This is a genomic window from Ancylobacter sp. TS-1 (genome assembly GCF_009223885.1).
Taxonomy (GTDB): Bacteria; Pseudomonadota; Alphaproteobacteria; order Rhizobiales; family Xanthobacteraceae; genus Ancylobacter.
Window position 1 is genome coordinate 1,828,722 of sequence record NZ_CP045144.1, and the last position, 11,820, is coordinate 1,840,541.

9 protein-coding genes and 1 riboswitch are annotated in these 11,820 nt (G+C 67.4%); of the genes, 6 read left to right on the forward strand and 3 right to left on the reverse strand.

Annotated elements, in window-relative coordinates; translation table 11 throughout:
* Positions 1 to 109: 109 nt before the first annotated feature.
* From GBB76_RS08805 to GBB76_RS08815, 3 genes are all read left to right on the forward strand, one after another.
* Positions 110 to 871, forward strand: a complete 762-nt coding sequence (locus GBB76_RS08805) for an SDR family NAD(P)-dependent oxidoreductase (RefSeq protein ID WP_152302963.1) — start codon at positions 110 to 112, stop codon at positions 869 to 871.
* Between the two features lie 120 nt (positions 872 to 991).
* Entirely contained in the window at positions 992 to 1,900 is a 909-nt protein-coding gene (locus GBB76_RS08810; protein ID WP_152302964.1) for a sugar kinase, read from the forward strand.
* A 138-nt stretch (positions 1,901 to 2,038) separates the two neighbouring features.
* Positions 2,039 to 2,926: a cation diffusion facilitator family transporter gene (locus GBB76_RS08815; RefSeq protein WP_152302965.1), complete on the forward strand. Its 888-nt coding sequence runs from the start codon at positions 2,039 to 2,041 to the stop codon at positions 2,924 to 2,926.
* A 117-nt stretch (positions 2,927 to 3,043) separates the two neighbouring features.
* On the opposite strand, the gene GBB76_RS08820 is transcribed toward GBB76_RS08815, so the two are convergent.
* Positions 3,044 to 4,306 carry a lytic murein transglycosylase gene (locus tag GBB76_RS08820; protein WP_152302966.1) on the reverse strand — a complete coding sequence of 421 codons (1,263 nt, stop codon included), beginning with the start codon at positions 4,304 to 4,306 and terminating at the stop codon, positions 3,044 to 3,046.
* Between the two features lie 124 nt (positions 4,307 to 4,430).
* A riboswitch (TPP riboswitch) is annotated at positions 4,431 to 4,556 on the forward strand.
* A 96-nt stretch (positions 4,557 to 4,652) separates the two neighbouring features.
* Here GBB76_RS08820 and thiC point away from each other — a divergent pair.
* Together thiC and GBB76_RS08830 are read left to right on the forward strand one after the other, a co-directional pair.
* Positions 4,653 to 6,482, forward strand: coding sequence for a phosphomethylpyrimidine synthase ThiC (thiC, locus tag GBB76_RS08825; protein ID WP_152302967.1), 1,830 nt, complete (start codon positions 4,653 to 4,655; stop codon positions 6,480 to 6,482).
* Positions 6,483 to 6,550: 68 nt separating this feature from the next.
* Entirely contained in the window at positions 6,551 to 6,991 is a 441-nt protein-coding gene (locus GBB76_RS08830; RefSeq protein ID WP_152302968.1) for an NUDIX hydrolase, read from the forward strand.
* A 102-nt stretch (positions 6,992 to 7,093) separates the two neighbouring features.
* On the opposite strand, the gene oxlT (GBB76_RS08835) is transcribed toward GBB76_RS08830, so the two are convergent.
* Both oxlT (GBB76_RS08835) and oxlT (GBB76_RS08840) read right to left on the reverse strand, forming a co-directional pair.
* Positions 7,094 to 8,326: an oxalate/formate MFS antiporter gene (gene oxlT, locus GBB76_RS08835; protein ID WP_246669109.1), complete on the reverse strand. Its 1,233-nt coding sequence runs from the start codon at positions 8,324 to 8,326 to the stop codon at positions 7,094 to 7,096.
* 753 nt (positions 8,327 to 9,079) lie between these two features.
* A complete protein-coding gene (gene oxlT / locus GBB76_RS08840) occupies positions 9,080 to 10,378 on the reverse strand; it encodes an oxalate/formate MFS antiporter (RefSeq protein ID WP_152302970.1) in 1,299 nt (432 codons plus the stop codon).
* A gap of 563 nt (positions 10,379 to 10,941) precedes the next feature.
* Between oxlT (GBB76_RS08840) and GBB76_RS08845 the strand changes: the two genes are divergently transcribed.
* Positions 10,942 to 11,643, forward strand: a complete 702-nt coding sequence (locus tag GBB76_RS08845; RefSeq protein ID WP_152302971.1) for a GntR family transcriptional regulator — start codon at positions 10,942 to 10,944, stop codon at positions 11,641 to 11,643.
* Positions 11,644 to 11,820 lie beyond the last annotated feature (177 nt).

Below are 11,820 nucleotides of genomic sequence, written 5' to 3' on the forward strand. Positions count from 1 at the left end.
CGGCCCCGCCGAACCGAAACTCTCTGAAATCCCCCCCGCCGTGTCTTGTGCCCACCGCGCCCGGCGGAGGATCATGCGCGCCTGATCCCCCCGCTTGAGGAAGACAACAATGGACCTCGGACTGAAAGGACTGCGCGCGATCGTCACCGGCGGCACCAAGGGCATCGGCCTCGCCATCGCCGAGACCCTTGCCGCCGAGGGCGCCAACGTCGCGCTGGTGAGCCGCAACGCGGCGGAAGCCGAGGCGACCGCCGCCCGCCTCGCCGGCTACGGCGTGAAGACGCTCGGCGCCGGCGTCGACGTCTCCGACGGCCCGGCGCTGGCGGGCTTCGTCGAGCAGGCGGCCGCCGCCTTCGGTGGCCTCGACATCGTGGTCGCCAATGTGAGCGCGCTCGCGGTCGGCAATGACGAGGAGCACTGGAAGAAGGGCTTCGATACCGACCTGATGGGCACGGTCCGCCTGGTCAACGCCGCGCTGCCCTGGCTGGAGAAGAGCCCGGCCGCCTCCATCGTCACCATCTCCTCGGTGTCGGGCCGCGAGATCGACTTCACCGCCGGCCCCTATGGCGTCTTCAAGGCGGCGCTGATCCACTACACGCAGGGTCTCGCCTTCCAGCTCGCCCCGAAGAAGATCCGCGCCAACACCGTCTCGCCCGGCAACACCTATTTCGACGGCGGCATCTGGAACCAGATCAAGGACGGCAACCCGACCCTGTTCGCCGAGGCGCTGGCGCTGAACCCGACCGGGCGCATGGCGACCCCTCAGGAAATCGCCAACGCCGCCGTCTTCCTGGCCAGTCCGGCGGCCAGCTTCGTCTACGGCACCAACCTCGTCGTCGACGGCGCGCTGACGCGCGGCGTCCAGTTCTGACGACACGGCTCCGCACGCCCCGCCGGGCGCGCGGAGCCTTTTGCAGGCCGCCGCGGCTTGCCCCGGCGGCGGAATGCGGCGACCCTTGCCGGCGAATCGACCGTCGACGGAGGAAGCACCATGGCCAGGATCGTTTCGATCGGCGAGGTGATGATCGAGTTCGCCCGCGGCGCCGACGGGCGCTATGGGCTGTCCCTCGGCGGCGACACCTTCAACACCGCCGTCTATCTCGCCCGCGCCGGGGTGGAGACCGCCTATGCGACGGCGCTCGGCGACGACCGCTACTCCGAGGCGATCCGCGCCTCCGCGCAGGCCGAAGGCATCGATCCGCGCTACATGCTGCGCGTGCCGGGCCGCACCACCGGGCTCTACGTCATCGACAACGACGCCAATGGCGAGCGCGCCTTCACCTATTGGCGCGACACCGCGCCGGCGCGCGACCTGTTCGAACTGCCCGGCTGGGAGGCGGTGGCGGAGGGGCTGATCGAGGCGAGCATGGTCTATCTCTCGGGCATCACCCTTTCCATCTACTCGAATGTCGGCCTCGGCCGCCTCTTCGCGACGCTGGAATTCGCCCGCGAGCGCGGCGTGCGCGTGGTGTTCGACGGCAATTTCCGCCCGCGCAACTGGAAGGGTGATCTCACCCGCGCCCGCGCTGTCTATGCGCAGGCGCTCAAGCGCACCTCCATCGCCCTGCCCACCTTCGAGGACGAGGTGCAACTGTGGGGCGACGGTTCGCCCGCCGCCACCGCCGAGCGCCTCGCCACCTTCGGCGTGCAGGAGGTGGTGGTGAAGAACGGCGCCGAGGGCGCGCTGGTGGTGGCCGGTGGCGCGGCGCAGTTCGTCCCCATCCCGCAGCCGGTCGAGCCGGTCGACACCACCGCCGCCGGCGACAGCTTCAACGCCGCCTATCTCGCCGCCCGGCTCGGTGGCGAGGCGCCCGCCGTCGCGGCCGAGGCCGGCCACACCCTCGCCGGGCGGGTGATCCGCCATCGCGGCGCGATCCTGCCCCGGCAGGCCAACGCCTAAGGTCCGGCGCCCGGCCGGCCACGCCTGCGAACGCTTCTGCGAATGACTTGCAAACCATTGGCGTTACTTGATTTTCTGACGGCGAGGCACTAATCGGTCGGCCCAGGGGCGCGCGGCGCCGGAACGGATACGGCGCTGATGGCTCACTCCTCGCGGATCGCACTGATCAATGTCGGCATCAGCTTCCTGGTGCTGGGGCTGAAATACGCCGCCTTCCTGCTCACCGGCAGCATCGCGCTGTATTCGGACGCGCTGGAAAGCATCGTCAACGTCGCCACCGCCATCGCCGCCGTGCTGGCGCTCCGGGTCAGCAACAAGCCGGCCGATGCCGCCCATCCCTATGGCTATGCCAAGGCCGAGTATTTCTCGGCCGTCATCGTCGGCGTGCTGATCGTCGTCGCCGCGATCTCGATTTTCCGCGAGGTCTACGTCAACTGGACCGAGCCGCACACGCTCGACGCGCCGCTGCACGGCCTGCTGCTCAATGCCGGCGCCACCGTCGTCAACGCGGTGTGGTGCGCGGTGCTGCTGCGCCAGGGACGTCGCGCCCGCTCGCCGGCGCTGATCGCCGACGGGCGCCATCTTGTGACCGACGTCGCCTCCTCGGCCGGCGTGCTGGCCGGCGTCGCCCTCGCCATCGCCACCGGCTGGGAGAAGCTCGACCTCATCCTTGCCGGCCTCGTCGCCCTCAACATCCTGTGGTCGGGCTGGAGCGTGCTGAAGGAAAGCGTCGGCGGCCTGATGGACCATGCCGTGCCGGCGGAAACGCTGGGGCTGATCCGCACGCTGATCGCCGCCGAGGCGACCGGGGCGATCGAGGCGCACGATTTGCGCACGCGCCAGGCCGGGCGCATGACCTTCGTCGACTTCCACCTCGTGGTGCCGGGCGACATGCCGGTCAGCGAGGCGCACGCCATCTGCGACCGCATCGAGGACGCCATCGAGGCTCAGGTGCCCGACGCGCTGGTCAACATCCATGTCGAGCCGGAAGTGAAGGCCAAGCAGCACGGCGTGCCGGTGCTGTGACATTCCTCCTCATCCCGGCTGACGCGTAGCGGAGAGGCGGGATCGCTGCCCGCTCTCTTCCTTCACGCGATCCCGGATCGGCCTATCGGCCGTCCGGGATGACGACGGGCCCCGCCCTCACCGCCCCGCGCGCAGCGCCGCCACCAGTTCGGCGGTGGGATAGGAATCGGCCGGCAGGCCGAGCCGCATCTGCTCGGTCCGCACCGCCTGCCGCGTCGCCGCGCCGACAATGCCGTCGATGCGCCCGACATGGTGGCCGCGCGCGTTGAGCAGCCGCTGCAGCTCCTGCACCTGCGCCATCGACAGCACCGGGATCTTGTCGCCCTGCCCGCGATTGAACGGCCCGGCGCCGGCCACGCGCGCGGCGAGATAGGCCGCCGAGGTCGCGTAGACCAGCGAGTTGTTCCACTCGGTGAAGGCGTCGAAATTCGGATAGACGAGGAAGGCCGGGCCGAAGCGGCCCATCGGCAGCAGCAGCGAGGCGGGAAGCTGGTCGGCCGGAAGCTGGCCGCCGCCGGCCCGCACCACGCCCGCCTTCGCCCATTGCGCGCGCGGATGCTTGATCGAAAGGTCGGCCTGCTCCCAGGGCATGTTGGCGGGCACGCGCACCTCTTCCAGCCAGGGCTGGCCGGGCTTCCAGCCGAGCGAGCGCAGATAGTTCGCCGCCGAGGCGAGCGCGTCCGGCGCCGAGCGGATCAGGTTGATGTGGCCGTCGCCGTCGAAGTCGACGCCGTAGTTCAGATAATGGTCGGGCAGGAACTGGAACTGGCCCAGCTCACCCGCCCACGGGCCGCGCATGGTCTGCACGGTCAGGTCGCCGCGATCGATGATCTTCAGCGCCGCCATCAGCTGGGTACGGAACATCTCGGCCCGCCGGCAGTCCCAGGCCAGGGTCGCGACGGAGCGGATGGTCGACTTGTCGCCCATGAAGGCGCCGAAATCGGTCTCCAGCCCCCAGAAGGCGACAAGCACCGCGCCCGGCACGCCGAAGGTCTGCTCGATGCGCGCGAACAGCTCGGGATTCTTCTGGATGTGCTGGCGGCCCTGCTGGATCCGGTAATTGGCGACCATGCGGTCGGAGAACTGGAAGAAGCTCTGGCCGAACACCTTCTGCCCGCGATCGGTGCCCACGATGTCGGGGGCGTAGCTCACCCCGTTCAGCGCCGTCGACACGGTACGCGGCGAGACGCCCTGCGCCACCGCCTCCTGCTTGAAGCCGGCCAGCCACTGGTCGAAGCCGGCGCCGTTATTGCCGCAGTTCTGCTGCGCCGAGGCCGGCAGCGGCGCCAGCAGCGCGGCGGCGAGTGCGCCCGCCATGAGCAGGCCGGAGGCCGTGATGCGGCGGGTTGCGGTGCGGAGCGGAAGCGTCAGGCCGGCCATGAATCCCCCGATGTCTCTCGAAGCGTCGTTTCCTCGTGAATCAGCAATCTACAGGAAATGCGGCGGCGGCGGGGTGACGGCGCCGGCCGGATTTGACCCCGCCGCGACTTTGGTCGAAGATCGCCCTCGTTCCAAGGGGAGCCCCGCTAGGGGGCTGAGAGAGCGCCGGCACGCCGAGAGGCGGGCAACGCGATGACCCTTCGAACCTGATCCGGGTCATGCCGGCGAAGGGATCGGAACCGAATGGCGTCGCGTCTCCCGGGCTTGCCCGCATGGCGCACACCGCCATCCTTCCCCAACGTCAAAATACCCGGGTCTCCCCAACCATTGGTTCTGGAGATCCACAATGACGACTGAAACCCCGAAAAAGCCCGACGCTCTGGGCGTCGCCACCGGCGCCATCCCCGGCTCGCGGCGCATCTATGCCGAATGCCCGGCGCGCGGCTTTCGCGTGCCCTTCCGCGAAATCCTGCTGCACCCCTCCGCCGGCGAGCCGAACCTCGCCGTCTACGATGCCTCAGGCCCCTATACCGACGAGGAAGCGGCCATCGACATCAATGCCGGCCTCGCGCGTCCGCGCGAGGAATGGGTACGCGCGCGCGGCGATGTCGAGCCGTATGAGGGGCGCACGGTGAAGCCGGAGGATAATGGCCACGTCTCGCCCGAGAAGCTGGTCGCGCCCTTCCCGCTCCGCCACCGCCCGCTGCGGGCCAAGGGCGGCGCGGCGGTGACGCAGATGGCCTATGCCCGCGCCGGCATCGTTACACCCGAGATGGAGTTCGTCGCCCTGCGCGAGAACGGGCTGCGCGAGCGGGTACGCGAGATCATCCGCGACGGCGAGGATTTCGGCGCCGCCATCCCCGACGTGGTGACGCCGGAATTCGTGCGCCAGGAGGTGGCGCGCGGGCGGGCGGTGATCCCCGCCAACATCAACCATGGCGAGCTGGAGCCGATGGCGATCGGCCGCAACTTCCTCGTCAAGATCAACGCCAATATCGGCAATTCCGCCGTCACCTCCTCGGTGGCGGAGGAAGTCGACAAGATGGTGTGGGCGATCCGCTGGGGCGCCGACACGGTGATGGACCTCTCCACCGGGCGCAACATCCACAACATCCGCGAATGGATCGTGCGCAACTCGCCCGTCCCCATCGGCACCGTGCCGATCTACCAGGCGCTGGAGAAGGTCGGCGGCGTCGCCGAGGATCTGACCTGGGAGGTGTTCCGCGACACGCTGGTCGAGCAGGCCGAGCAGGGCGTCGACTATTTCACCATCCATGCCGGCGTGCGCCTGCCCTTCGTGCCGCTCACCGCCAATCGGGTGACGGGCATCGTCTCGCGCGGCGGCTCAATCATGGCGAAGTGGTGCCTCGCCCATCACCGCGAGAGCTTCCTCTACGAGCGGTTCGCGGACATTTGCGAGATCATGCGCGCCTATGACGTCACCTTCTCGCTCGGCGACGGGCTGCGTCCCGGCTCCATCGCCGACGCCAACGACGCCGCGCAGTTCGCCGAGCTGGAGACGCTGGGCGAGCTGACGAAGATCGCCTGGGCCAATGACTGCCAGGTGATCATCGAGGGACCGGGCCATGTGCCGATGCACAAGATCAAGGCCAACATGGACAAGCAGCTCAGCCATTGCGGCGAGGCGCCCTTCTACACGCTCGGGCCGCTGACGACCGACATCGCGCCGGGCTACGACCACATCACCTCCGCCATCGGCGCGGCGATGATCGGCTGGTTCGGCACCGCCATGCTCTGCTACGTCACGCCGAAGGAGCATCTGGGCCTGCCCGACCGCGACGACGTGAAGACCGGGGTCATCACCTACAAGATTGCCGCCCACGCCGCCGATCTCGCCAAGGGCCATCCGCTGGCGCGGGCATGGGACGACGCCCTCTCGCGGGCGCGATTCGAGTTCCGCTGGCAGGACCAGTTCAATCTCGCCCTCGACCCCGAGACGGCGACCGCCTTCCATGACGAGACGCTGCCGAAGGAGGCGCACAAGCTGGCGCATTTCTGCTCCATGTGCGGGCCGAAATTCTGCTCCATGAAGATCAGCCAGGAGATACGCGACGCCGCGCGCGCCGACGAGGCGGCGCAGGGCATGGCGCAGATGAGCGAGGCCTTCCGCGCCGGCGGCGGGGCTCTCTATCGCGACACCGCCGCCGCGGAGTAGCGTGACGTCGACGCCGGCCGGGAGACGCTCCCGGCCGGTTCCTTCCCGATGCCGAGGAGCCGCCGCGCATGTCTGCCTCCCCCGTCCGCCCCGTCCCCGCCGTCCTGTCGCTGGTGCGGCGCGGCGGCTCGGTGCTGCTGGTGCGGCGCGCCAATCCGCCCGATCAGGGGTTGTGGGGCTTTCCCGGCGGCAGGGTGGAGCCGGGCGAGGCCTATCTCGACGCGGCGCTGCGCGAGCTCCGCGAGGAGACCGGCATCGAGGCCGATGCGCCCCGCCTTATCACCGTGCTGGACTTCATCCAGCACGACGGCGAGGGCGCGCTCGCCCATCATTTCGCGATGATCGCGGTGCTGTGCCGCTGGCGCTCCGGCACGGCGGTCGCGGCCGACGACGCGCTGGAGGCGGCATGGTTCGACCGCGCCGGCATTGCCCGCCTCGGCGCCGGCGCCAGCCTGAAGGTCGCCTATCTCGCCGACCTCGCGCTCGCCATGGCACCCGAGCCCACCTAACCGGGTGACGCCGGAAACGAAAAGAGGGCCCCGAAGGGCCCTCAAGTCGAGAAGGTAACTCTTTGAGAAGGTACCGGCAGGCGGCGCGGAGCCGCCGGCCGATCAGGCATGCGCCGAAGCGGTGCCGGACTTTTCCACCGACGACGGCGCGATGGTGGACTGCGCCACATGCGCCTTCAGCACGCGCGGCAGCAGGGTCACGGCGAGGAAGGCCGCGAACAGGTCCATGGCCGCCACGGTGTAGAGGACGCTGGACCAGGTGCCGGTCGCTTCCATCAGCAGGTTGCCGACGGGCACGAACAGCGCGCCGATACCCTTGGCGCAGTAGAGAACGCCGTAGATCTTGCCGATGTGCTTGGTGCCGAAGGCGTCGCCCGCCAGTGCCGAGAACAGCGAGTACACCTCACCCCAGGCGAGGAACACGACGCCGGAGAGGATGAGGAACGCCCACGGATTGTGGCCGAAATAGCCGAGCGCGATGATGCCGAAGCCTTCGAGGGTGAAGGCGATCACCATGGTCTTCTCACGGCCGATATGGTCGGAGATCCAGCCGAACAGCGGACGCGAGATGCCGTTCATGACGCGGTCGAGCATCAGGGCGAGCGGCAGGGCGGCCATGACGAAGAAGTACAGGTCGACCTTGAACTCCTTCACGCCGAGGTCCTGGGCGATGACGCCGAGCTGGGCGACCGCCATCATGCCGCCGGTCACCACGCAGGTGAACATGAGCAGCATCAGCCAGAACAGCTTGGTGTTCAGGGCTTCCTTCAGCGTGTAGTCGCGACGGCTCTGCGAGAGCTTGTCGGACGCCTTGACCTCGCCGGCCTTGGGCGCGCGCAGGAACCAGGCCGCGACGAAGGCGAGACCGCCCTGAAGCAGGCCGAAGAAGAAGAAGGTCTCCTGGAAGCCGGCCGATTCGATCATCGAGGCGATCGGCAGGATGGTGGCGGCCGAGCCCGCGCCGAAGCCGCCCGCGGTGAGGCCGACGGCGAGACCGCGGCGATCCGGGAACCACTTCAGGGCGTTGTTGATGCAGGTGGCGTAGATGCAGCCCACGCCGATGCCGCCGACGGCCGCGCCGACATAGAAGCCCGTGAGGCTCATGGCCTGCGAGTTCAGCACCCAGGCGGTGCCGATCATGATGGCGCCGAAGGCGACCATGATGCGCGGGCCGAACTTGTCGATGAAGTAGCCTTCGATCGGCGCCAGCCAGGTCTGCACCAGCACGAAGATGGTGAACGCGATCTGGATCGACGCGCGTTCCCAGCCGAAGGTCTGCTGGATCTCCGGCACGAACAGCGTCCAGGCATACTGGATGTTCGCCGTCGCGATCATGCAGACGACGCCGACAACCAGCTGCAGCCAGCGGCGGCTTTCCGAGAAATCTTGACCCGGCCCGGCGGCCGTAAGGGTCTTGGACGTACTCAAGGGCGATCTCCTCTCCCAAAACGATTTTCGCCGCGGATCGGCTTTTATTGCTGGCGCTCCTGCCCCTGCGGACGGGCGCCGGTTTTTCGTTGGCCAAAGGGAGTTTTCTCGCCCCCCGTGGCGGCCGCGAGTGCGGCGTATGTCTTCCCAATAGGTTGTGCGGTTTCCGCCGCCCCCGCCGGCTTCCGTATCGTTCGATCCGGGGCTGACGCAGGGTTGCGGAACCGACCCGCTAAGGCATGATCATAATCGACAATATTATGTATGCCAATTGGGATTTATGACTCTTCGACCGCTTCGTAAGGTTCAAGTCAACGTTCAATTTCGACTTGATCTCGGGTCCGGCTTTAAAAGATATCACCCCCTGCCGTTCGCCTTCCGCTACGCCAGTTTAAATTCATAAAGCAGATGACGAACAAGAACGTTGAGGAATGGAAGCTCGCGAATAGAGAGGGATATGACGGTTCCGTGTCCCCGTCTGGTTGATTTTGTCCATATCCAACGCCCCTCGCCCTCCCCGATTACATCCTGAATGTTGCCGTTTGCCGTCCGGCTTCGATTCAAGGCCACGGTATCCAGATACCTTGAACCGAGCAAGAAAAAGGGGCGCGTCCTGCGACGCGCCCCTGTGGAGGCGGAAGAACGGGTTGCCGCCGCGCCTTACTCGGCGGCGACGACCTTGGTCGAGCCCTGCACGGCGCGCCGGCCATGGGCGCGGGCGAGCGGCTTGAGCACAACCAGCGCCATCACGGCGGCGACGATGTTGAGCACCGCGGCCGAGATGAACACCGCGTGCCAGCTGCCCGTCGCCGTGGTCAGGATCGAGGTGAACGGCACGATCAGCGCCGCCGTGCCCTTGGCGGTGTAGAGCAGGCCCGCATTGGTGGTGGCGAACTTCGAGCCGAAGGCGTCGCCGCACATCGCCGGGAACAGCGAGTAGATCTCGCCCCAGGCGAAGAAGACGAGGCCGGTCAGGATGACGAACAGCACCGGGTTGGAGCCGAACACCGAGAGCGCGTAGATGCCGACGCCCTCGATGGCGAAGGCGACGAACATGGTGTTCTCACGGCCGATCTGGTCCGACACCCAGCCGAAGAACGGACGGGTCAGGCCGTTGAGCACGCGGTCGATCGCGGCGGCGAAGGTCAGCGCCGGCAGGGTGATGCCGATCAGGCTCACCGGCACGTCGGCGATGCCGAAATCCTTGGCGATCGGGCCGAGCTGGGCGGTCGCCATCAGGCCGCCGGCGGCCATCATGACGAACATGGCGTACATGACCCAGAACAGCGGGCTGGTCAGCATCTCCTTCGGCGAGAAGTCGCGCGCCGACTGCGAGACCTTGGCCACGGCGAGCTTGGCGAAGTTGGCGATCTGCTCCTTCTTCGGCGCCATCAGGAACAGCGCGATAATGGTGATCACGATGCCCTGGCCGATGCCGAAGTAGAAGAACGCGGCCTCGTAGCCCTGGTTCTTGATCATGTTCTGGATCGGAATGACGGTCAGCGCCGAACCCGCGCCGAAGCCGGCGGCGGTGATGCCGGCGGCAAGGCCGCGGCGATCGGGGAACCACTTGAGCGAGTTGCCGACGCAGGTGCCGTACACCGCGCCCGCGCCGACACCGCCGAGGGCGGCGCCGACATAGAGCATGGTGAGCGTGGTGGCGTAGGAGTTGAGCACCCAGGCGAGCCCACACAGCAGGCCGCCGATCAGCACCACGATGCGCGGGCCGTACTTGTCAACGAACCAGCCCTCGACCGGCACCAGCCAGGTCTCGGTCACGATGAAGATGGAGAAGGCCACCTGGATCGCGGCGCGATCCCAGCCATGGGCCTCCTGCATCGGATTCACGAAGAAGGTCCAGCCGTACTGCATGTTGGCGATCATGCACATGCAGATCACGCCGAACACGAGCTGCATCCAGCGCGTCTTGTTCACAGATGACGTTGCGACAGTTGTCATGTTTTCCTCGAACGTTTCCCAACGTAATGAGTGCGATTAACTTCTGTTATTATTGTTGAATGCACGCCGACTCTGCTGCGGACGCAGGCAGGCGGACCAGTCATTGGGGCGAGCATACTACGGTTTTTCGGTTATGCAAAATTTTGCATACCAGAAAACGCGCCATTTAACAGAAAGATGGCTTACCTATGGTCACATTACGTAAGGATATACTTGGCCGATATTACCCAACGTCATGTCGCTGGCACGCGCCTGTCGCCCTGGTCGGGAGAGGCGTCGGGCGGGGGCGCGAACGCGCCTGACGAGCCCGCCCCGCGAGAGGGAGCGGCGAACACCAATGAACGCGCGCGACGGCGCGCGGCGGAGCGGGCTACCCCCTCCGGAGGCCGGATGGACATTCTGTATTCGATATACGATCCTCACCGGGCCCTTTCCCGAAAGAGAATCGCCAATTGATCGACGGGGAGGTCACGTAATCGTCCCGGCGAGCGGGTGCTCCGCGCCTGTCGCACGGGCCGGCAAACAAGAACAACAGCCGTTTCGAACTGACGAGGAAGCCGCCCGTGGAAAGCGCCGACACCCAAGCCCGCCTGAACATCGCGCCGCTCGCCGCGAATACAAGCCTTCGCACGCTGGCCTATGACGCCATCAAGAAGGCGATTACCGAAATGGACATGTACGGCCAGGACAGCGAGATCCGGCTCGACGAGCGCCAGCTCTCGAACGATCTCGGCGTCAGCCGCACGCCCATCCGCGAAGCGCTCACCGTGCTGGAGCAGGAAGGCTTCGTGCGCTCGGTGCCGCGCCGCGGCATCTTCGTGGTGCGCAAGTCCAAGCGCGAGATCATCGACATGATCATCGTCTGGGCGGCGCTGGAGAGCATGGCCGCGCGCCTTGCCGCCAGCCGCGCCAGCGACCGCGACCTCGCCCAGCTGCGCGACGTCTTCCACGACTTCGAGGGCGGCGCACCCTCCGAGCACGTGAACGAGTACTCCGAGGCCAATATCCGCTTCCACCAGACCATCATCCGGCTCAGTGGCTGCGAGATGATCGGCGAGATGACGGAGAATCTCTTCATCCACATCCGCGGCATCCGCGCCGTGTCGGTGCGCCAGGAGAACCGCTCGGAGCGTTCGCTTCAGGAACACCGCGCCATCATCGCCGCGCTGGTCGCCCGCGACGCCGATCTCGCCGAGCGTCTCGTGCGCGAGCACACGCTCGGCCTCGCGGCCCATGTGGAGAAGCACGGCCGCTTCCCCTCCTGAGGGTGAGCGGTCCCGCCGGACGCGCGACGCGACCCTCCGGCCGCACATCTGCCCGCGCCGAGCCGCGCCCGGCCACTTCCCCGGGCAGGCGCACCCTCTCCTTTTGCCTTGATGCACGCCGGGCGCGGGCGTCCGCGCGAACTTTTGACCACAGGTCGCAGCAAACTGTTCCGGCGC